At 47.4% G+C, this 22389-nt stretch carries 12 protein-coding genes, 2 tRNA genes and 3 rRNA genes; 7 read left to right on the forward strand and 10 right to left on the reverse strand.

All coding sequences use genetic code 11. The annotated features are described in order from the left end of the window. Positions 1-7: 7 nt before the first annotated feature. The 3 genes from FBQ74_RS03245 to FBQ74_RS03255 all read right to left on the reverse strand — a co-directional run bounded on the left by FBQ74_RS03245 (position 8) and on the right by FBQ74_RS03255 (position 5493). Complete coding sequence (locus tag FBQ74_RS03245) at positions 8-1876, reverse strand: sensor histidine kinase (protein ID WP_139755298.1); 1869 nt, start codon at positions 1874-1876, stop codon at positions 8-10. Between the two features lie 9 nt (positions 1877-1885). Beyond that, complete coding sequence (locus FBQ74_RS03250; RefSeq protein ID WP_139755299.1) at positions 1886-4135, reverse strand: EAL domain-containing protein; 2250 nt, start codon at positions 4133-4135, stop codon at positions 1886-1888. Positions 4136-4365: 230 nt separating this feature from the next. Further along, the gene (locus FBQ74_RS03255; protein WP_139755300.1) at positions 4366-5493 is read right to left on the reverse strand and encodes an acyl-CoA desaturase; all 1128 of its coding nucleotides are present in this window, start codon (positions 5491-5493) and stop codon (positions 4366-4368) included. Between the two features lie 206 nt (positions 5494-5699). Between FBQ74_RS03255 and fabR the strand changes: the two genes are divergently transcribed. Beyond that, positions 5700-6308 (forward strand): HTH-type transcriptional repressor FabR, encoded by a 609-nt coding sequence (gene fabR / locus FBQ74_RS03260; RefSeq protein ID WP_139755301.1) that lies wholly within the window; start codon positions 5700-5702, stop codon positions 6306-6308. On the opposite strand, the gene trmA is transcribed toward fabR, so the two are convergent. Together trmA and FBQ74_RS03270 are read right to left on the reverse strand one after the other, a co-directional pair. Next, positions 6305-7408, reverse strand: coding sequence for a tRNA (uridine(54)-C5)-methyltransferase TrmA (trmA, locus tag FBQ74_RS03265; RefSeq protein ID WP_139755302.1), 1104 nt, complete (start codon positions 7406-7408; stop codon positions 6305-6307). The genes fabR and trmA overlap by 4 nt on opposite strands. Before the next feature lie 175 nt (positions 7409-7583). Then, entirely contained in the window at positions 7584-8048 is a 465-nt protein-coding gene (locus tag FBQ74_RS03270; RefSeq protein WP_139755303.1) for an RNA recognition motif domain-containing protein, read from the reverse strand. A 441-nt stretch (positions 8049-8489) separates the two neighbouring features. On the opposite strand from FBQ74_RS03270, the gene FBQ74_RS03275 reads away from it, so the two are divergent. From FBQ74_RS03275 to rrf, 5 genes are all read left to right on the forward strand, one after another. Beyond that, positions 8490-10021: ribosomal RNA gene (locus tag FBQ74_RS03275) — 16S ribosomal RNA — on the forward strand. Between the two features lie 78 nt (positions 10022-10099). Next, positions 10100-10175, forward strand: a tRNA-Ala gene (locus tag FBQ74_RS03280). Positions 10176-10330: 155 nt separating this feature from the next. After that, positions 10331-10407: transfer RNA gene (locus FBQ74_RS03285), tRNA-Ile, on the forward strand. A 451-nt stretch (positions 10408-10858) separates the two neighbouring features. Then, positions 10859-13851 (forward strand): 23S ribosomal RNA (locus tag FBQ74_RS03290). Between the two features lie 137 nt (positions 13852-13988). Beyond that, positions 13989-14104: ribosomal RNA gene (rrf, locus tag FBQ74_RS03295) — 5S ribosomal RNA — on the forward strand. The 16S, 23S and 5S rRNA genes sit together here with 2 tRNA genes alongside, the layout of an rRNA operon. A gap of 420 nt (positions 14105-14524) precedes the next feature. On the opposite strand, the gene FBQ74_RS18900 is transcribed toward rrf, so the two are convergent. The 5 genes from FBQ74_RS18900 to FBQ74_RS03315 all read right to left on the reverse strand — a co-directional run bounded on the left by FBQ74_RS18900 (position 14525) and on the right by FBQ74_RS03315 (position 20970). Then, positions 14525-14671, reverse strand: coding sequence for a hypothetical protein (locus FBQ74_RS18900; RefSeq protein WP_168190591.1), 147 nt, complete (start codon positions 14669-14671; stop codon positions 14525-14527). A gap of 619 nt (positions 14672-15290) precedes the next feature. Continuing rightward, complete coding sequence (locus FBQ74_RS03300) at positions 15291-16196, reverse strand: MBL fold metallo-hydrolase (protein ID WP_139755304.1); 906 nt, start codon at positions 16194-16196, stop codon at positions 15291-15293. A gap of 72 nt (positions 16197-16268) precedes the next feature. Next, complete coding sequence (locus FBQ74_RS03305; protein ID WP_139755305.1) at positions 16269-16478, reverse strand: hypothetical protein; 210 nt, start codon at positions 16476-16478, stop codon at positions 16269-16271. A gap of 198 nt (positions 16479-16676) precedes the next feature. After that, on the reverse strand, positions 16677-19043 hold the full coding sequence (locus FBQ74_RS03310) for a DNA polymerase II (RefSeq protein ID WP_139755306.1): 2367 nt from the start codon (positions 19041-19043) through the stop codon (positions 16677-16679). Then, the gene (locus FBQ74_RS03315) at positions 19030-20970 is read right to left on the reverse strand and encodes a diguanylate cyclase (protein WP_139755307.1); all 1941 of its coding nucleotides are present in this window, start codon (positions 20968-20970) and stop codon (positions 19030-19032) included. Before FBQ74_RS03315 ends, FBQ74_RS03310 begins: the two co-directional genes overlap by 14 nt. Positions 20971-21169: 199 nt before the next feature. Here FBQ74_RS03315 and FBQ74_RS03320 point away from each other — a divergent pair, with 199 nt between their 5' ends. Continuing rightward, a complete protein-coding gene (locus tag FBQ74_RS03320; protein ID WP_139755308.1) occupies positions 21170-22189 on the forward strand; it encodes a patatin-like phospholipase family protein in 1020 nt (339 codons plus the stop codon). The last annotated feature ends 200 nt before the right edge of the window (positions 22190-22389 follow it).

Genomic DNA, 22389 nt, shown 5'->3' on the forward strand with positions numbered 1-22389 from the left:
CGCCAGATCAACTATTTACCGAGCGCTGCGAGCCATCTTTTGCTTCTTTGACTCTGGTGGCCAGGTTCAGCGTAAAGACGGTGCCACCCCCGTCGGCGGCCGCAACATGAATTTGCCCCTCCAGCACCTGCGTGACCCATTGATGTATCAGGTGAAGACCGAGACCTGAGTTTCCTTTATGCCGACCTGATGTAACAAAGGGGTCAAACAACGTATCTGCAACGGAGGGATCTATGCCATTTCCATCATCTTTAATACTGATTATTACGCGGTCGTCCTGCCTGTTCGCACTGATAGTAATAATGCCGTGTTGTCCCGGTGAAAATGCATGGGTCAGACTATTGTTTATCAGATTTTGCAAAACCTGCGACACGATACCCGGGTAACTGGTCAGATAAATGCTTTTGGGTATGTCCAGTTTTAACTCAACAGGGGAGTTCTTCAACTGTGGGCCCATCGCATTGATGATATCGCTGGCATTCTGAAGTAAGTTAAAATGCGTAATATGTTCACTGCTTCTGTCTACAGATAATCTTTTAAAACGCTTAATTAGCTGGCTGGCGCGCTGTAGGTTACTCAATGCCAGTTGTATCGATGTATCACTTTGCTGAAGAAAATCATCCAGTGCAGATTTACGTAAACCTGACTCAATTTGTTTCTTTAAATCATGCAATCTGCTTTGCTGACTGCTTACTGACATAATAACAGCGCCCAGTGGCGTGTTGAGTTCATGTGCCACACCGGAAACCAACATACCCAGCGAGGCCATTTTTTCTATCTCTACTAACTCTTCGCGAAGCTGCTCTTGGAGTGCCAGCGCTTGCTGCAATTCGGCCTTTTCATGCTTTAGCCTGGTTCCTAACATTTTGATTCGGTAAGACGTAATCAGTTCACGGTACAGTGCAATGGCCCCTATGAGCAAGATAATCGCAGCGGTGATAGAAGCGGGAATCAGCGCCTGTCGGCGAAGTTCGAGATAAAAAGATGCTGGGGTTTCCGCGATAAAGAATAAAGTCTGCGTGCGTTGGGCATCTTCACTTAAGTGAATCGCAAGCTTGCTAATACTAAAAATACGCAAATCCTTCGCAACAAACATTGAGACCGCATTATTTGACGCAAGACGTGCCCATGCGTCTTCTATATCAACGCCAGGTCCGCCGACCTTGCCCGACCAGAGTTTTTGCAATTCAGGATGAAGCACCCATTGTGGGGTATCATCAGCCATAAGTAAGATGGAATTCGGCGACGACAAGCTTTTAAGGAAAATCATCAGTTCGGTTTGCCGGAAATTTACTATCAGAAAACCCTCACCCATTGGATGAGTAGGCGCCGTATGAAGCATCGCCCGAATTGTCGGTTCGTACGGTATTACAACCTGACCATTTTCTTTGTTCAGCGTCATCCTGGACAATAACAGTGTGCCAGGCAAACTTTGCTGGATTGCTTTTACATAGGGGCGGTGTGACTTGTTCTGTAGTTTTTCCTTATCGACCAGGTCAAACGAAAATCCTGAAAAGTTTATGCGTATTTGTTCCTGGCCATCCAGATCTAACCAACGTAATTGCGATACATTCTCGAGTGTTGAGCCCACGCGGCGAAAAACACTAGAAGCAGCCCGGGATGGCTTTTCGTTAAGCAAATCCTGAATGTGAGTATCAAGTAATCGCGTACTGTTCCTAATATCACCTAATTGGCGATTGAATTCGCTGTTGCCCAACGACAGTAAATTAAGGTGTTCGTTATTAAGAGATGTAATGGCGGAACTTATTCTTCTTTCAAACTGAAAAAGACCCGCCAGTAGTGCTAACAACAAGATGGTAGCTACCCACCACCAAATCTGTGGATGAGAGGCCAGTAGTCGCTTAACGCTATGCATTCGTATTGGCTAGTGATGTCGTTGGTTTTGCAGATTTGAAATTAGCTCTGTCAAAGGCATAGGTTCGGAAAACAAATATCCCTGTGCGCAGTGATAACCATTTTCTAACAGTACATCACGCTGCTGCTCATTCTCTACGCCTTCTGCGATAATGTCAGTGTTAAATTCATCACTTAGCTTTTTAATCATTCGGATAACCGCTAACGCATTTTCAGGTTCATCACCAGTTAGCTGTTTTACGAATGTTTGGTCAACTTTCAGCGTATGGGCAGAAAGCTTGGAAATATGTGCAAGAGAGGAATATCCGGTACCAAAATCATCAATACTCACCTTCACACCGCTGTCTGCAATAACTTTTAATACATCCATCACAATCGTGTAATTTTCCATCGCCTGCGTTTCTGTAATTTCTATCTCCAGCAGGCCCGGGTCGATGGTTTTTTCACTCAGTAAAACTTTAAACGCTTCCATAAATAACGGGGTATCGAAATCACGACTGGATACATTGAATGAAACAGGGATACCGATATCACTGGCGACCAGCGTTTTTATGTCTTTAAACACTTGTTGCATGACAAACAAATCAATTTTATTTACCAGGCCTGACGTCTCCGCTACGGGAATGAAAATAGCTGGTGACAGGTCTCCTCTAAATGGGTGCTGCCAGCGCAATAAGGCCTCGGCGCCGACGATTTTACCTGTTCTTAAATCATGTTTCGGTTGATATTTAAGTTTCAGGCCTGACTTTTCGTTCAACGCGCAGTGAAGTTCCTTTAATAAAAGATAGCGTGCACTCAATTCTTCCCGCAGGGTAGGCGAATAGTACTGAAGCGCTGAACCGGCATGGTGACCCGCATGTAGTGTTGCCTCTGCCAGACGTATCGCTCTGTCGGGCTCTTCGTCATCCAGGTCAGCCACATCCAGCACCGCAATAAAACATTCAGATTTGTGTGTTATTCCCTCTAGCTCCAGCGATAATTCGGTGGCATGTTCAAGTTGCACCGTATCGGGCAAGTTAGAACGATGCATAAGAAAGGCAAATGTATCGTCCTCCAGGCGGGCTACAGCAAAGTGGGGAGATAACCTCTGCCGTAGCTGCTCTAATGCCTGCCTTAACATGCCAAGGGCATAGTCAGCGCCCAGTAGAATTTCGCAAGTGTAAAAGTCATCGACTTTTACCAGAACCATTATAGTTTCGTTACGATCAAACGTAGAAGAGTTCTGGAATTGTCTTTGCAGCCAATTACGGTTTGCAACATTTAGATCTGAATCGAAAAAGGCCAGCGACGATAGCTTGTCCATTAGCGCTATGTTCATAAAGCCGTTACTGACATTTTCGCTAAAAACCATCAACAGCGAAATGTGGCTGGATAATAACTTTTGAGGGGATTTAACTAAAAACAGATAATGGTTGTCGTTAACATCCTGCGTAGTGAAGTACAGTGCCGACCAGCTACCATCAAACTTGTGTTCATTCGCGGTGACGGCCTCACTGAATAACGAATGAATTGCACTTTTCTCACTGGGGTAATGTTCCAGCAAGTCTTTAACAGAGCGTTGCTGATGACGCGCGAAGTCACCGGTGGCCGCTACAATCGTGCTGTCTTCAGGTAATTGTTGCGCGTTGCGATAAGCGCACGCTACGCCACCGCTGTCCGGCACGCCGATGATACGCGAAATTTCAGCCAGTACCGTTTTCGTAAATCCATCAATATTGTGGCGGGAGGTAATTGCCTTTGACGCTTCAACAATCATTTGCAGGCCGCGTCGGGCGCTGTTCAGTTCGGTCATCGACTGCCATGTACGAATATTACTGGCAACAATGGTGCGGAGCTTGTCTTCGGTAAGATCGACTTTGTTCCAGTATTCATCAACATCAAAGTCGCGCATGGTATCAAGCCGGGGCGCCATCCCGGGTTGTCCGGTGAGTAGAATTATACGCACCTCATTGTTACCCAGCACATTGCGTATCGTGTTTATCAAAAACAAACCAGCATCGTCTCGCTCCATAACAACATCCAGCAAAATAACAGCGATATCACTGCGTTCTGCCAATATGGCAGCGGCGGAAGTTGCGGAGTTTGCAGTAATACACTCAACAGGGCGATCTTTCACTTTCAGCGCCGCTAACCCATTAAGTAATGATTGCTGGTAGCCCGGATCATCCTCTACGCTAAGGACTGTCCAGGGGGTAGCGTGTTGTTCAGATGACAGTTCAACATGTTCGTCGACGAACTCAAATAGATGGTCTTCACTCATTGATAACCCTGCCTGTAATTCTCATCCGTGCTTCGCCCGTAACATTAACGCTTGGGGCTCGGGAATTATCCGATAGTGGTAAGTCTTGCTGAAATATGAAAAATATCAAATTATTAATCTGTAATGCACGGAATAAATGGTCAGCTAAGTTTGCACATAAATACAGGCCATGCAATAAGTGAAATATACAGGAGCATAAAAAAACGCAACCGATGGCTGCGTTTTTTTCATTACGACATTGAGAAGTTAAGCTGCTGCAGTCTGAGCCACTTTTCCTGCTGAAGTGACAATGCATTTTTCAGCTCTTTGTACGTATAATCGAGTTCAAGCCTTTCCACGCTGCGCTTCAGGCATTTTTGTCTGACACGCATCAGGCGCTTTTTAGCTGCATAGTAGTCCGACATTTTCTGAATGAGCAGGTCATATTCAGACTGAATTTTACTAAGAACCTCATCAGCATTCGGTAACTGAGAAACCCTCGCACTGGCTTTTTGAAACTGCATTGCAGCACGCGCTTTACGTATGCGCTCTTCGGGAACGCGCCGCAGGTTATGAGTCAAACCGACGAAAGACAATCCACGGATTAACCATTTGGTCGGATCAAACTGCCACCAGTGAATACCATTTCTGTAGTCGTACTCAAAAATGTGGTGGTAATTGTGGTAACCCTCACCGAAGGTAAAGAAAGCCAGAACGCCATTGTCTCTGGCCGTGTTTCCATCGGTATATGGTTGTTTACCCCAAAAATGTGCCAGGGAATTAATGAAAAATGTAACGTGGTGAACCATAACCAGGCGAAATACGCCTGCAATCAGGATCATGCCCAGAATATCGCCGTTAAGCCATCCTAATAAACCAGTAATACCGAAGTTTGTCGCAAGTACTAGCGGTAAGTAGTATTTGTGCTGCCACATTACTACGGGGTCTTTCTGCAAATCTTTACAATTGCGGTAATCATCATAGCGATGAGACTGATATTCGCGAAGCATCCATCCTATGTGCGCAAACCACAGACCTCGTTTAGCGGAATAAGGGTCTTTTTCAGTATCATCCACATGACGGTGGTGAATACGATGGTCAGAACACCAGTGCAGAATACTATTTTGCAGAGCCATCGCGCCGCCCATAGCCAAAATTACGCGAACGACAATATTTGCATCATAGGTTTTATGAGACCACAGACGGTGGTAGCCGGCTGTGATAGACATGCCGGTAAAATAAAATAAGACGATAGCGGTCACAATTTCTGCCGTATCAAAACCTATGTAGGTAGCCCAGAGAGGCACACCGATAAACGCAATAGCGCCGGTAATAATAAAGACAAGAATGTTTGTGAGAATTAAAGGTGGTTTTTTCATCGACTACAACTCAGCTTACAAGTGTACGCTAATTTATATGCTACGTGTGCTTTAGTAAAGCCAGAGACCCCTATTTCGTTAAAAAGTATAAGAGATTTAATGTTTGAGGTAGGGTGTCACGCACAAACGCAATCATTTTAAAGTATCGGCGACGAAATGCCTTTTATCAATTAGAATGCAACTGCGCCTCAAAGAAGGAGAGTTATGTGAGCCGTCAGGAGCAAAAACAAAAAACGCGTCAGAGTATTATTCAGGCCGCTTTTTCGCTGTTGGATGAAAACCGGAGTCTATCTGCTATCAGCTTGCGGGAAGTCGCACGCGAAGCCGGTATTGCGCCCACCTCTTTTTATCGTCACTTTAAGGATATGGATGAACTGGGTCTGACGCTGGTGGATGAAGCCGGTCTGGCATTACGGCAGTTGATGAGGCAGGCGCGCAGCCGTATCGCATCCGGTGGGGGCGTAATTGATACATCGGTTGATACATTTATTGAGTTTATTTGTGCTAACAGCAATGTCTTTCGGTTGTTGTTACGCGAGCATACGGGGACATCGGCAGCTTACCGCCTGGCCGTACTCAGAGAAATACAGCATTTTGTGGAAGAGCTGACCGACTATATTGCCGATCAGCAAAAACTGGAACACAGTATTGCAGGTCTTCAGGCGGAAGCGATGGTTCGCCTGGTATTCAGTGCCGGCGCCGATACCCTTGAAGCAGAAGGGGGAGCCAGAGCCGAGATTGGCGAACGTGTTAAAGCACAATTACGCTTTGTACAAATGGGCGCGCGCGCCTACCAGTCCCGTCACCTATCTTAACGACGAGTCAGTCTGACGCCCGCTTCAATATGATGAGTAAAGGGAAACTGATCGAACAAAGCTGCATCGGCAATATCATGGGTCTGCGTGAGAGTCTTCAGATTATCAGCCAGCGTTTCAGGGTTGCACGATATATAGATAATATCGTCATAATCCTGAATCATTGCCAGTGATTCGTCATCTAAGCCTGCTCTGGGGGGATCCACAAGTACTGTACCGAAATCATAACTCTCTAAATCTATCCCCTCCAGCCGACTGAACGTACGCTCTTTACGCATAGCGCTGGTAAAGTCTTCAGCAGAAAGACGAACAATTTTCACATTGTCGAGGTTGTTGCACTCAATATTATACTGCGCCGCTGCGACAGATGGCTTCGCAATCTCTGTACCGATAACATGGCGAAACTGGCCGGCCATCGGGATAGAGAAATTGCCCGCACCACAGTATAGCTCCAGTAAGTCACGTTGATTATCTTGGCATACAGCCATAGCCCATTCGATCATCTTGCAATTGACCTTGGCATTGGGTTGCGTGAAGCTGTTTTCAATATGCTTGAAATAGTAAGTGGTACCGTTAACAGGCAACGCTTCTATGATAAAGTCATTCCCAATAACTGATTTTTGTTTACGCGCGCGTCCTATAACGCTGACCTTAAAATGCTTAGATAAGGTATCCCTGAGTTTTTTAGCTTCCTCGTGCCACTGCTCATCAAGCGGTTTGTGGTAAAGCAGGCTGATAACCAACTCTTCACTCAGCCCACTAAGATAATCAATCTGGAAAAGCTTTTTTCTTAGTACCGGATTATTCTTGAGCGTTTCAATCAGGACCGTCATCGCGTCGTTGATCGTTTTGCTGGCAGGCGGGAAGTTATCAACACGATACTTTTCTTTGGTCTGTTGGTTAAACATAATGTGATACAGGTCATCACCATCATGCCACACTCTGAATTCTGCTCGCATACGATAGTGTGTTTCTTGCGATTCAAATACCTGAACCTCAGGCGCATTGAAGTCCGATAGCAGCGACTGCAATCGTTCAGTCTTTTCATTTAATTGCTGATGATATGTCATCTCTGCTGATGACTGTGACTGGTTCGCCATGAAACGTCTCCGCATTATGCCGGTAATAAAATAAAGGGGCGCATTGTAGTTGGATTATCCGGGACTGCAATGGATTTGACTATATTTAGGTTAGCAAACGTGCGGGGCGTCATACCGACCATTCGATACTTTTACACTAATAAAAAACCCGGCCTGGGCCGGGTCTTTGTAACTGTTATTCAGCTTCGCCTTTTTCCTTGGCAGGCCTCACTTTCAGTGTTCGCTCGAGAAATACCTTGTCATTGAGCTCATCAATGGCTGAGTCAACATCATCAGTAATGACTTCAATAAAACCGTAACCTTTACGCTTACCAGTTCGACGATCTTTCATTAGTCTGACAGATTGCACATTGATATAACTCTTAAAGTAATCCTTAACCGCTTCCTCATTCGCTTTATAAGGCAGATTTCCCACATATAAGGTTGCTGTTTCTTTTGAAACTGCAGCAGGTGCCTCTTTAGAAGAAGATGTTCCACTTATTAGTGATGCCAGCCATGGCGTAACGATGCCACTAATAAGTAGTGATGCTGCAACAGACAAAGGTAAATTCATTTCCATGTCAGATGACGAGATAACAAAATACCCGGCTGCAGCAAATACTACGCTGATAACAGCGCAATGGATAAAGCCAACTTTCATAAACCTTCCTTAAAATTGTTATTGATAATACTTGGAGGCTGTTCATAGTTTACTCACTTGAAACAATTAGAACAACTTTATGTGTAACATATGAACGAAAGACTTTTTTATGAGCGGCTTTTGTATCGAAAACGAGCGGTTGAGCCGATTATGTAGCGAAGTAGGGTAAAAAGACAAAAAAGGGTTGACGGTTAGCGATTGTCATGTAGAATGCGCCCCACGTTTCGAGAGGGCAATAGCCAAATTGAAGCAGGCAAATTAGAAACGCTTTTTTAGAAAATAATTTAAATTAAGTGTTGACATTAAATGCCGATTGCGTAGAATGCGCATCCCGCTTCGGGGAGAAGCGAAGCAAATTGCTCTTTAACAATTTATAACAAGACAATCTGTGTGGGCACTCGTTAAGAGTGTCAACCGACGATTCATAAAGTTTTTCGATTTTAATTGAAGAGTTTGATCATGGCTCAGATTGAACGCTGGCGGCAGGCCTAACACATGCAAGTCGAGCGGTAACATTTCTAGCTTGCTAGAAGATGACGAGCGGCGGACGGGTGAGTAATGCTTGGGAACTTGCCTTTGCGAGGGGGATAACCACTGGAAACGGTGGCTAATACCGCATAATGTCTACGGACCAAAGGGGGCTTAGGCTCTCGCGCAAAGAGAGGCCCAAGTGAGATTAGCTAGTTGGTGGGGTAAAGGCTCACCAAGGCAACGATCTCTAGCTGTTCTGAGAGGAAGATCAGCCACACTGGGACTGAGACACGGCCCAGACTCCTACGGGAGGCAGCAGTGGGGAATATTGGACAATGGGCGCAAGCCTGATCCAGCCATGCCGCGTGTGTGAAGAAGGCCTTCGGGTTGTAAAGCACTTTCAGTGGGGAGGAAGGCTAAGTAGTTAATACCTGCTTAGATTGACGTTACCCACAGAAGAAGCACCGGCTAACTCCGTGCCAGCAGCCGCGGTAATACGGAGGGTGCAAGCGTTAATCGGAATTACTGGGCGTAAAGCGCACGCAGGCGGTTTGTTAAGCTAGATGTGAAAGCCCCGGGCTCAACCTGGGATGGTCATTTAGAACTGGCAGACTAGAGTCTTGGAGAGGGGAGTGGAATTCCAGGTGTAGCGGTGAAATGCGTAGATATCTGGAGGAACATCAGTGGCGAAGGCGGCTCCCTGGCCAAAGACTGACGCTCATGTGCGAAAGTGTGGGTAGCGAACAGGATTAGATACCCTGGTAGTCCACACCGTAAACGCTGTCTACTAGCTGTTTGCGACTTTAAGTTGTGAGTAGCGAAGCTAACGCGCTAAGTAGACCGCCTGGGGAGTACGGCCGCAAGGTTAAAACTCAAATGAATTGACGGGGGCCCGCACAAGCGGTGGAGCATGTGGTTTAATTCGATGCAACGCGAAGAACCTTACCTACACTTGACATGCAGAGAACTTTCCAGAGATGGATTGGTGCCTTCGGGAACTCTGACACAGGTGCTGCATGGCTGTCGTCAGCTCGTGTCGTGAGATGTTGGGTTAAGTCCCGCAACGAGCGCAACCCTTGTCCTTAGTTGCCAGCATTAGGTTGGGCACTCTAAGGAGACTGCCGGTGACAAACCGGAGGAAGGTGGGGACGACGTCAAGTCATCATGGCCCTTACGTGTAGGGCTACACACGTGCTACAATGGTATTTACAGAGGGAAGCGAGACAGCGATGTGGAGCGGACCCCTTAAAGAATATCGTAGTCCGGATCGGAGTCTGCAACTCGACTCCGTGAAGTCGGAATCGCTAGTAATCGCAGGTCAGAATACTGCGGTGAATACGTTCCCGGGCCTTGTACACACCGCCCGTCACACCATGGGAGTGGGATGCAAAAGAAGTGGTTAGCCTAACTTTTAGAGGGCGATCACCACTTTGTGTTTCATGACTGGGGTGAAGTCGTAACAAGGTAACCGTAGGGGAACCTGCGGTTGGATCACCTCCTTACCGATAACGTCGTTGACGCTCTTGATGTAGTGTTCACACAGATAGTCTTGTTATATAAAGAAGAACGACCGTTTTTATGGGGCTATAGCTCAGCTGGGAGAGCGCCTGATTTGCATTCAGGAGGTCAGCAGTTCGATCCTGCTTAGCTCCACCACTTTGCTCAATGTGATGTTTAACAATGTCAGATTGCAAGCAGTTAAGTGACAGGCAAGGCGACTGAGAAGCTGAGGAAGGAATGTACATCAAGTACATGACTGACAAAGCGCCGAATCAAGCCGACGCATGACGCTTAAATGCGCAGTAAGCTGGAGGCTTGTAGCTCAGCTGGTTAGAGCGCACCCCTGATAAGGGTGAGGTCGGCAGTTCAAGTCTGCCCAAGCCTACCATTTCTTCCCTGCTTTTCGTTATCGAATTGCTCATGTGCTACTTGCACACTACGCAATCCGATGCCTCAATCAGAGAAGAAATTAACTGATTAAACCGGTCAGCACGGATTCAAATCCTAATGAATATTTACTCATTTGAGTAAGCATTGATTAGGGTTTTTTACCCTAAAGCACTAGGGTTGGTTGCTTCGTAACTGATTACCTGGTGTTGCAATCGGCAAGTCCGATTGCAAAATAGTTCTTTAACAATTTGGAAAGCTGATATTAGTAATCAATCAAAATTGAGTAACTGAGAATATCGAAAGATGTTCTCTCAAAGCTACTCTACTTGACTTGAATACTTGTTATCGATTTGATTGATAGCAAGGCAAATCACGATTAGCTTGTCATCATACAGCAGGTGTTAAGTCACCGGCCAAAGCAGAAGTCAAAAGGCTGTTTTGGGTTGTATGGTTAAGTGACAAAGCGTATACGGTGGATGCCTTGGCAGTTAGAGGCGATGAAGGACGTGTAAGTCTGCGAAAAGCTGTGGTGAGCTGACAAAACGCATTTGAGCCACAGATGTCCGAATGGGGAAACCCACCTGTTTACAGGTATCAACAACTGAATACATAGGTTGTTGAGGCAAACGAGGGGAACTGAAACATCTAAGTACCCTTAGGAAAAGAAATCAACCGAGATTCCCTTAGTAGCGGCGAGCGAACGGGGAGCAGCCCTTAAGCATTGAATGAGTTAGTGGAAGCCTCTGGGAAGTGGCGCGATACCGGGTGACAGCCCCGTACACGACGGCAAAATCAATGTGAAATCGAGTAGGTCGGGACACGTGTTATCTTGACTGAAAATGGGGGGACCATCCTCCAAGGCTAAATACTCCTAACTGACCGATAGTGAACCAGTACCGTGAGGGAAAGGCGAAAAGAACCCCTGTGAGGGGAGTGAAATAGAACCTGAAACCGTATACGTACAAGCAGTGGGAGCACCATCACTAAGTGCCTTTAGTGATAATGCTCACAAAGCACAACCAACTGATTAACGAGTAACGTTGACCTGCGCAAGCAGCCAACGGTAAACCTCACCAATCAAGCAGGGTGCTTAGTGATGGTGTGACTGCGTACCTTTTGTATAATGGGTCAGCGACTTATATTTGGTAGCGAGGTTAAGCGTATAGCGGAGCCGTAGCGAAAGCGAGTGTTAACTGCGCGTTTAGTTGCCAGGTATAGACCCGAAACCCGGTGATCTAGCCATGGGCAGGTTGAAGGTTGAGTAACATCAACTGGAGGACCGAACTCACTGACGTTGAAAAGTCAGGAGATGACTTGTGGCTGGGGGTGAAAGGCCAATCAAACCGGGAGATAGCTGGTTCTCCCCGAAATCTATTTAGGTAGAGCCTCGGACGAATTCCATTGGGGGTAGAGCACTGTTAAGGCTAGGGGGTCATCCCGACTTACCAACCCTTTGCAAACTCCGAATACCATTGAGAACTATCCGGGAGACACACGGCGGGTGCTAACGTCCGTCGTGGAGAGGGAAACAACCCAGACCGCCAGCTAAGGTCCCCAAATATTGCTAAGTGGGAAACGATGTGGGAAGGCACAGACAGCTAGGAGGTTGGCTTAGAAGCAGCCATCCTTTAAAGAAAGCGTAATAGCTCACTAGTCGAGTCGGCCTGCGCGGAAGATGTAACGGGGCTAAGCAATATACCGAAGCTGCGGCAATGCGATTTATCGTATTGGGTAGGGGAGCGTTGTGTAAGTGGATGAAGGTGAACTGTAAGGTTTGCTGGACATATCACAAGTGCGAATGCTGACATGAGTAACGATAATGGGGGTGAAAAACCCCCACGCCGGAAGACCAAGGTTTCCTGTCCCATGCTAATCAGGGCAGGGTAAGTCGGCCCCTAAGGCGAGGCAGAAATGCGTAGTCGATGGGAAACGGGTTAATATTCCCGTACTTGTATAATCAGTGATGGAGGGACGGAGAAGGCTAAGCAAGCATGGCGTTGGTTGTCCATGTGAAAGTGCGTAGGCTGAAAACTTAGGTAAATCCGGGTTTTCAAGGCCGAGACACGAGACGAGCTCCCAAGGGAGTGAAGTTGTTGATGCCCTGCTTCCAGGAAAAGCTTCTAAACGTATGATTATGTGAACCGTACCCCAAACCGACACAGGTGGTCAGGTAGAGAATACTAAGGCGCTTGAGAGAACTCGGGTGAAGGAACTCGGCAAAATAGTACCGTAACTTCGGGAGAAGGTACGCCACCGGCGGTGAACGCTTTACGCGGTAAGCTGTTGGTGGTCGCAGTGACCAGGTGGCTGGGACTGTTTATTAAAAACACAGCACTCTGCAAACTCGTAAGAGGACGTATAGGGTGTGACACCTGCCCGGTGCCGGAAGGTTAATTGATGGGATTAGCGTAAGCGAAGTTCTTGATCGAAGCCCCGGTAAACGGCGGCCGTAACTATAACGGTCCTAAGGTAGCGAAATTCCTTGTCGGGTAAGTTCCGACCTGCACGAATGGTGTAACCATGGCCACGCTGTCTCCACCCGAGACTCAGTGAAATTGAAATCGCAGTGAAGATGCTGTGTACCCGCACCTAGACGGAAAGACCCCGTGAACCTTTACTACAGCTTGGCACTGAACATTGAACCTACTTGTGTAGGATAGGTGGGAGGCTTTGAAATGCAGACGCCAGTTTGCATGGAGCCGTCCTTGAAATACCACCCTGGTATGTTTGATGTTCTAACTTAGACCCCTTATCGGGGTTAAGGACAGTGTCTGGTGGGTAGTTTGACTGGGGCGGTCTCCTCCCAAATAGTAACGGAGGAGCACGAAGGTTAGCTAATCACGGTCGGACATCGTGAGGTTAGTGCAATGGCATAAGCTAGCTTAACTGCGAGACAGACACGTCGAGCAGGTACGAAAGTAGGTCATAGTGATCCGGTGGTTCTGTATGGAAGGGCCATCGCTCAACGGATAAAAGGTACTCCGGGGATAACAGGCTGATACCGCCCAAGAGTTCATATCGACGGCGGTGTTTGGCACCTCGATGTCGGCTCATCACATCCTGGGGCTGAAGTCGGTCCCAAGGGTATGGCTGTTCGCCATTTAAAGTGGTACGCGAGCTGGGTTTAGAACGTCGTGAGACAGTTCGGTCCCTATCTGGTGTGGGCGTTGGATGATTGATGGGAGCTGCTCCTAGTACGAGAGGACCGGAGTGGACGAACCGCTGGTGTTCGGGTTGTGATGCCAATCGCATTGCCCGGTAGCTATGTTCGGAACGGATAACCGCTGAAAGCATCTAAGCGGGAAGCCGGCCCAGAGATGAGTCATCCCTGAACTTTAAGTTCTGGAAGGGTTGTTTAAGACTAAGACGTTGATAGGCAGGGTGTGGAAGCGTTGTAAGGCGTTAAGCTAACCTGTACTAATTGCCCGAGAGGCTTAACCATACAACCCAAAGCGGCAAAGTCTGCATGGGTTGTAGACAAGCTAAGTAAAGTAAGAGTAGTTAAGTTACTCAATAGATTGAATATCAGACTTTCCCGAATTGTTAAGTTATCGACGATGTCGGTAACACCGTTTTATGTCTGGCGGCCATAGCGACGTGGCACCACCTGATCCCATTCCGAACTCAGAAGTGAAACACGTTAGCGGCGATGGTAGTGTGGGGTTTCCCCATGTGAGAGTAGCACACCGCCAGACTCCCAATTAAAACAAAAAGGCCATCCCTAACGGGGTGGCCTTTTTGCTTTAAGCGAAGTATGACAAAGCCACTTCGCGGTCATCCGTTCCCGAAGGGGGCGTTCCATGGTCTCGCAGAGCTCGACCGTTCTTCATTCTCGGTATGCCATTGGGCATCCCTCGTTCGCTACGCTCACCATTCATCACCCCCATGTGAGAGTAGCACATCCGCCATGTCTCGCTGTGAAGCAGTCCTATTCTACGAAGAAGCCCACTCAGTCGAGTGGGCTTTTTTCGTTTCTGGGAGTGCAAAAATAAATGGATAACTGAAATTCTCGGATAGCCCTTTCCCTCAGAAAGCACTGGCGTGCTACTCCCTCTTAGCGAAACCTAACCCATCATGCACATTTAACCGACTGGCTCTGCATAGGCACAGGCGTATCAACCCGTCCATGGTGCATCGTCCAGCTCGGCATCCATGCCTCGCGCTCTTAACTCTCGGCGTGCCACTGGCACCCCTCGTTCGCTTTGCTCACCGTTCATCCCCCAGTGTGGGCCCAGCCCCATGTGAGCTAGCACATCCGCCATGTCTCGCTGTGAAGCAGTCCTATTCTACGAAGAAGCCCACTCAGTCGAGTGGGCTTTTTTCGTTTGAGCGTAATAAATTTCAGGCGCAGTCACACATACAATTCAAACCCATCTGACGTCGAGTCAATGTATTCGGACACATCCATGTGGCGTAGTGCCAGGGCGTACGTCCTGTACGCCCGTTCGTTCCTTTTGTGGTGACATTAAGTCACCACAAATTTGCTTCACAAACCGGAGTCTCACCCATCTCTGGTGCATTGTCCAGTCGCGCCATCCTTTGCGCGCCGCTGCGGTTGCTGCGAATGTCCAACGGACAGTCGGTCTACCTTAGCCCAGTGTGGGCCATCCCATATGACAGGTTCGCCAGGAATGAAGCGGAACGTACTTTAGCACGAGACCAACGGAGCGCAGGATAGGGTGCTTTAAATAAAGTAGTATCACCTACACTGCAGTGTCCAGACTTCTTATCCGAAGAAACATCAGAGTCCATTCGATTGAGTGAACCCTTTATATCAGCGCAAAAAAGTTGGGCACTGCTACAGTGCAAAACTTACTTCAAGCATTGACATAAACAGGTGAATTACACGTTTGCGGAGAGTTCCCTAATAACGCTTAGCAATTAATTGCTCTCTGTTTTCGACTGAGTCGGTGGTATATCCGGACGCATGTCATAGTAGCTCATATCAATAAGCGTATTATAAACGCCTTCAATGTTCAGCTCGCGCCATTCATCAAACATCTTAAGATGATTGAATTGTGAAAGCTGGAGTGACTTCTGAATTGATTGCAGGTTATTGCCCTTTCGCATCTGAGTATTAACGCCGGTATACAACGCCTGCAGATAGGCCAGATAGTTTTCTACATCTTTACGGTTTCCGGTATCAGCGTGACCGCCAATGAAAATATCAAATTCGGGTTCCTGGAGTACTGCCTTGGTAGAGGTAATCATACCTTCTATGTCGTACCCCTTCAGATTTTTATAGGGTAGACGATTCAACGTTATCCAGTCGACAGCTAATAACACGTTCGCGGGTTCAAAGCGCATACTAACGGAGCCATAGCCATTATTGCGCCCATAATATTTCAGCTTAACCCTACTATCTGCCAGCTCAACCACAAGTTCGTCTGTGAAGGTCAGGTTCGGATAAGCAGTAGGCAGCTGTGTATTAATGATATTCCGGGCAGCTTCTTTATGTGCGATGACCGTCGTATTTTCAGTGGTTAGATTTTCACCGCCGGCGGTATGATCAATATGATTATGGCTGTAAGCCATAAAGGTAACAGGAACATCGAAGTTTTCTTTTATGTAGCGTTTAAGATAAAGCGCTGACTGTGAATCAATAGGATCCGTTACGAATGCACCTGACTTCGTAATCATAAACGCTGAGTGGTATTTTCCGCTCGTAAAGCGATAGACGTTGTCTTTGATCTGCTGGACCTGGTATTGGCTGTCAGGGCCTGCACAGACGCAAATTGAAAGTGTAGAAAGGTATAGCAGAGCGCAAAGCCGGCGAAGCGTGAACATATTTTTCTCCCTGTATTGTCATCATTTATAACGAAAACAGGGAGCGACTGATCATCAGAAAAAATTGGAGCACTAATTGGCAGCTGTATCGTGTTCGACTTTTGTATTCAGCCGCGTTCTGAAAAACAGCATGGTTTCCAGTGAACAGAAAGACACGAAAGCAGCAAATATTATCTGTGGTTTATCGATAAATTCGAAGACAAAAAATAAGATGCTCGCCATGATTGAAAACAATGCTACGCTCGCATGAATGCTAATCAGCCATTTATGTGTGTCTTTCATATGCCCTCCCTACTAATGCCAGTGAACGTCTAAACCCGCCGAGTATGTGAAAGAAAATTACTTCATATATATGAGCAGATATTACCTTAACTTTTGCAATATGTAGCTATTTAAATACACCGTAATTGAAGAATCATAGTTACGGGCTATAGCTGCAAAAGGTGCAACTTTTTTATTGCAGTACAGCGCTTTCCGTAATTAGAACAAATCCATCTGGTTAGCGGTTATCTGTTCAAAAGATTGATTCACGTAGGGCAGGATACTGTCGGCAATAGGTTTTATTTGTTTGTCGATATAATGTTCATAGTCAAACGGGGAGGTTACATCGTCTGTAGGCTGGGGTCCATCCAGGGTAATAACGTACTTAATTACAGTAGCTCTGAAGACGCTGTCAGTGTGAGCCGCCCCACTGTTGTTGGTCTGAAGCAACAGTGCAGCCTTAACGTGAGGAGGGCGGCTACGCGTGTATTCTGAAAGTGGCTTACGAAGCCTTTTCTGGTAAATCAATTGAGAGTCACATTCTCCCTGGCGAATCGATTTAAGTGTTTGTTTGATAAAAGGCGCTACAGGTTGTCCGGTAAACACTTTCAGGTAAAGGGTCTCCTGAAATAACTTGGCAAGTTTAGTCCAGTCTGAGCGAACACTTTCAAGTCCCTTGAAAACCAGGGACTGCTCATTTTTATCGTTCGTGACCAGGCCGGCGTACCGTTTCTTACTACCAGTAGAGGCGCCTCTGATTGTCGGCATGAAAAATTTGTCATAGCAGGTTTCAAATTCCAGCTCAAGGTAACAGTCCAGCTGATAATTGTGCTGAAGATGATGTTGCCACCGCGCATTTATTTGTTGTTCCAGCACATTGCCAATCTGAACGGCCGCTTGGCGCTCTTCGATTCCGGAAAGAGTAATAAACAAGGAATCTGTATCGCCGTAAATGACTTCGTGACCAGATTCCTCCACCCACTTGGCCGTCGTCTGCATGATTTCGTGTCCCCGCAGTGTTATCGAGCTTGCCAGACGGGGATCGTAAAACGGACAGCCACCGCTACCCAATACACCGTAAAAGGAGTTCATAAGAATTTTAATTGCCTGAGAGCGCGGTGCATCGTTGTTGTTCTTTGCTTCATCCCGCTGGCGCCATAGATTCGCGATGATATCGGGCAGGTAGTGTTTGCTGCGAGAAAAACAGGCACCCTTGAAGCCGGGAATTGCATTTGCTGGTGTCCTCAGGCCTTCTGCCAGCCCCATCGGGTCTATTTTGAAAGTACGAATGATTGAAGGATAGAGGCTTTTGAAATCCAGAACGAGGACATAGTCATATAGTCCCGGTTTCGAATCCATCACGTAGCCCCCTGGTGATGCCAGCCCGCCATCGTCAGGTCGGATCCCACTTATATATCCGCCGCGGTGTAGATGGGGGAGATAGACATTAATAAACGCCGCAACGGAGCCACCGGGTCGCGACATTTCAAGCCCCGTTAGCGTGCTTCGTAATACCAGAAAGTCAATGAAGTTTGTAATATCAGCGATTTGATTAACAAGCTGACAGTCACGATAATTGTAATCGGCCAGTTTGGCCGGCTCTTGTAGATACATCGCTTTGATGGCAGCAAGCTGATCACGCTCTTTGATAAGTTTGCCCGTTTTCAGAAGGCTAGAGGCAACGTCATCCAGTGCGAAGCTGTCAAAGTGATAAGTCATGGTTTTTAATGCTTCAATACCATCAACAACAGCACGTCCTGGTATATCAACCCAGTTCTGCCCATTACTCCAGCTTTTAACCTGCATCAGATTCTGCGCTCTGCCCAGAGCCAGCGATATATTATGCTTCTTAGCGCGTCTGGCCAGTACCGCAAAATCGAACTGTTTTACATTCCACCCTGTTATGACGTCCGGATCGGCAGCTACTACAAGCTCGCAAAGCCGGGTTAGCATTGTTTGCTCATCCGGCACAGACTCAAGTGTGTATGGACTATTTTTTGCCGCAAGCGGTTGGGAAGTGATTAGCAGAACATGATTAATACCAGAACCAGCAAGACCTACAGAGTACAGGTTTTCCTTCTCATCACATTCGATATCGAGACTAAGTGTAGTTAATGCCGGTCGGTATGAAGCCCCTTTAATTTTTGCGTCTGTAAGAACACCTTCGGTAAGTATTGCCTTGTAGCTGACGCTACCATACGCGAACCGCTCCATTAAGAAGCGATCAGTGATCTTAATGTCAGCTTCATAAAGTGTAATTTGTGCATCCTCACACAACCGGCGTAACTCGTAAATTTCATTCTCATTACTGACTTTCAGCAAGCATAACGATTGCTGGCCCAGAGTTTTAAGGTGTGTGGGCGCGGTGACAACAGCCAGGTTACGCCGTTTGATTAGCTGTTCAATAAGATTGCGCTGTGAGTCTTCAGCAAAACAAACATTGTATTGTGGCTCCGAAAGTAAGCAAACGGGACCATTTTCGGTTGCCAGCCATAATTCGATATATTGTTTATCACGAACCCGAAGAAGGCGCCGGCTGAGAATATGGCCTTTACCGTAAACCTCCTCCTGTTCAGCGGGCTTCATTAACGTCGTCTGAGTGACCACTATAGATGCGGATGCGGTCCCGGCCTGCTGCCTTAGCCTCGTAAAGCGCTTCATCAGCCAGCGCCATTAGCGCTGAGGGTGTTTTTGCGTGTTCGCCGCTGATGAGCCCTATAGAGACTGACAATGATAAGGTATCGCGGTTAATCGTAGCCGGTATATCTTTCACCGACTCAGAAAACCGCAGCAGAAGCTTGCGCGCGTCCTCAATAGTGGTGTGCGGAAAAGCAAAAAGAAATTCTTCCCCGCCAATTCTGCCGAGTATGTCGGTATTGCGGAAGGTTTGTCTGGCCAGGGCTGAAAAGCTTTTCAGTACCTCATCGCCGGCCTGATGGCCATGCTGGTCATTTATCTGCTTGAAGTAATCAAGGTCCAACACCGCCAGGCTAATGTGATCATCGTGTCGATGGGCCAGGTTCAGCTGTTGCTCTATATCTTCAAGCGTTTTACGACGTGTCAGAAGACCCGTCAGCCCATCATGATTGGCCAGGTTCTCAAGCCGCTGCTGATGACGCTTACTGATTCGGTGCTGCCAGAACAGTAGCAAGCTGATAATCAGTAGAAGCGTGACCACTATTGCGGTATATCGCTGTTGCTCTCGTTCTTGTTCAAGCTCAGCCTGTTGGCGAAGGTTCTGTTCCTGAAGCAATGCATTTTGGGCGCGCTGCTTTTCTGTATCAAAAGCCGTTTTTAGCTTTATTAATCGCTGGCTGTTTTTCTCACGCTGCAGGCGCTGTTCATCATCGTGCATCGCCAGTAGTAGCGTGTAGGCATCCTCATAGTCATTTCTGGCGGCAAAGGCTTCGGCTTTAAGATGATTGATCTGTATCTGATGAGGTAAAAATGCATCACCCAACGCGATTTTTTCAGCAGCTCTTATCAGTGAAAGGGCAGTTTCATGATCATTCTCAATAAGGAAAATCCGGGCTTGCAGTAATAGCACACCGATTTGCTGGTAAGGATTTTTGGCGTCCTCGAACAATTGCAGTGCGTCATCAAGATAAGATTTAGCCTCATTTAACTGACCACCCTTTATCAGCTGCTCAGAAATCTGTTGGTAGCTGTATGCCGCTCCCTGAATATCCTGTATATCCAGAGCCAGGCGTGCAGACTCAACCAGCAACTGCAGCCCTTTTTCAGTATGCTCAAGCTTAAGGTGGCTACGACCCAGGCCAAACAGTGTGTTGGCTAACTCCAGGCGCTGATCGGTCTGACGATAGTGCGCCTGGGCTTCTTCAAAATAAGGTATAGCCAGTGCCGGCTCGTCTCTGTATTCGTAAACAAGCGCTATCATTCCGCTAAAGTCGGCAGGCGATAAGCGTAATGAGGCTTCTTCAGCAAGTCGGTAACCCTTTTGAAAACTGGAGAGGGCTTCGTCTGTTTCACTTAAGGTCAGTCGCATGTAACCAGAAACGCTGTACGCGTAGACCAGTAGCTCATGAGACTGATTTTGCTGCGCCCAGCGAATAGCTTTTGCTACTTCGCGTTCACCTTCCCGTGCTCGTCCGAGACCTTTTAGCGCTTCAGCCCGCGCCAGTTCCAGATAGGAATGCAGCCATGGCTGTTCATCATAGGTAAGCAGTGATAGCCCCTGCTCGCTAACGGTAAGGGCTTTTTCATGCAGCATCAGGGAGGAGTAGGCGCGGCTGATGACAAAATAAAGCCCGGCTTTCAATTCTGGCGCCTGTGCTTCGGCCAGTAAGGGAAGCGCATCATCAATTACCTGCTGCGGATTATCCCTGACCAACACTAACTGCTTTAAGATAGACTGAGGCCAGTCGACATAGCGGCTGACTGCCGCGCTGGCCGACGCCGGTATAAATGATATGACTGAAAAAAAACACGCGAATGCTAAACACAAAGCGCGGAGAAAACGCATCCGGCCACCAAACAAAATCAAGTTACTCACTCGCCACTACACTTCACAGGCGCCTATAATAAGATGTACACCGCTGGCAAACAATATTCGGCGAGCGATTAGTACGCCCGAAGTCCGAAAATGCCTTTCTTCACAAGCCACATTGCAGCGCAGACTGGCTATTTGATCGGTTGACTTGCTAGACCTCTGGCGTATGGTTAACCGAAAATATCACCGGATGGAACGTCAAATGAGCAAGCTTATTCTTAGCCTTGATGGCGGGGGAATTCGTGGTGCTGCCGCCACACAGTTTCTGGCTCACGTAGAGAGAGTCCTGTCAGATGAGCACGGCATCTCAATTCGGGACTGCGTAGACTATTACGCCGGAACCAGTACCGGAGCAATCATTGCGCTGGCGCTTGCCACAACGGATATATCTGTAGCGCAGGTCAACCGGCTGTACAACCATCGAAGTGGCAAAGCTATCTTTGCTGAAAACCGTGGTTTTTTTGAAATTGACGGTATCAATGCGCCTCGCTATGAGGGCGCAGGGAAAACCCGGTTTCTGAAGCGCTGGTTTAATGATGCCACTTTATCTCGAGCCGCTGAACGAGAGCGGCATGTGCTGACTGTCACTTTTGCGGTAGAGCGTCATCAGCCACTGGTAATAAAAAGCCATAATCGTGAACATGCCCGTCTCAAAAGTTATGAAGTTGCTGATTCGACTTCAGCTGCACCAACGTACTTTCCCAGTCGTCCGGTTCAGCTGGGAGAGCCACCTGAGCAACGCTGGCTTATTGATGGCGGCGTTGTTGCGAACAATCCTACGCTGTGTGCAATTGCAGAGGCACAGCAGCTTTGGCCGGACATTAAAACAGAGGACATCACTGTATTGTCGGTTGGTACCGGAAAACGCACGCGAAAAATCAATGGTCCGTCGACCCGGGGGTGGGGTGCTTATCAATGGATCCGCCAGGGGCAGATTATTGATGTGCTATCCGATGAACAACTTGTTGCCTATCAGGCAAAAGCTATCGTGGCAGAAGGGAATTATATACGAGTTAATGCAGCTATGCGTGAGCAGCACGGACTGCCCATGCCGCCCGATGATGCGATGGATGACTATAGTCAAGACAATATTGCGCGGCTGAAAAAAATGGGGGACTTTTGGTTTGAGCAATATGGTGATGCAGTGGTTAGTCTGCTGCTGGGTCAGTATAAAGGCCCTTCACTTGATGCTATCAATCCTGAAACAGGCCGGCCCGGCTAAAGCATCTTTTACTCCCTTGCCGCAAAATTCAAAATGCCAATGAGGCGATGGAGAAACGTCTCAAGAACATATTTTACAAAAGTCCAGTGAGTGCCGGTCGCCCAACTTTGCTTTTACAAGACGATGACTCGCCGTTACCCGGTTACCCACGGCGATACATCGGTTTACAACGTTGTATAGTTAAACCTTACATAGCTACA

This window comes from Salinimonas iocasae, assembly GCF_006228385.1.
GTDB classification, from domain to species: Bacteria; Pseudomonadota; Gammaproteobacteria; order Enterobacterales; family Alteromonadaceae; genus Alteromonas; species Alteromonas iocasae.

What these genes read in the sequence shown, in the direction of transcription:
- FBQ74_RS03245 (WP_139755298.1), bottom strand. Translation starts at nt 1,876, where the DNA reads ATGCATAGCGTTAAGCGACTACTGGCCTCTCATCCACAGATTTGGTGG.
- FBQ74_RS03250 (WP_139755299.1), bottom strand. Translation starts at nt 4,135, where the DNA reads ATGAGTGAAGACCATCTATTTGAGTTCGTCGACGAACATGTTGAACTG.
- FBQ74_RS03255 (WP_139755300.1), bottom strand. Translation starts at nt 5,493, where the DNA reads ATGAAAAAACCACCTTTAATTCTCACAAACATTCTTGTCTTTATTATT.
- trmA (WP_139755302.1), bottom strand. Translation starts at nt 7,408, where the DNA reads ATGGCGAACCAGTCACAGTCATCAGCAGAGATGACATATCATCAGCAA.
- FBQ74_RS03270 (WP_139755303.1), bottom strand. Translation starts at nt 8,048, where the DNA reads ATGAAAGTTGGCTTTATCCATTGCGCTGTTATCAGCGTAGTATTTGCT.
- FBQ74_RS18900 (WP_168190591.1), bottom strand. Translation starts at nt 14,671, where the DNA reads ATGGCGGATGTGCTAGCTCACATGGGGCTGGGCCCACACTGGGGGATG.
- FBQ74_RS03300 (WP_139755304.1), bottom strand. Translation starts at nt 16,196, where the DNA reads ATGTTCACGCTTCGCCGGCTTTGCGCTCTGCTATACCTTTCTACACTT.
- FBQ74_RS03305 (WP_139755305.1), bottom strand. Translation starts at nt 16,478, where the DNA reads ATGAAAGACACACATAAATGGCTGATTAGCATTCATGCGAGCGTAGCA.
- FBQ74_RS03310 (WP_139755306.1), bottom strand. Translation starts at nt 19,043, where the DNA reads ATGAAGCCCGCTGAACAGGAGGAGGTTTACGGTAAAGGCCATATTCTC.
- FBQ74_RS03320 (WP_139755308.1), top strand. Translation starts at nt 21,170, where the DNA reads ATGAGCAAGCTTATTCTTAGCCTTGATGGCGGGGGAATTCGTGGTGCT.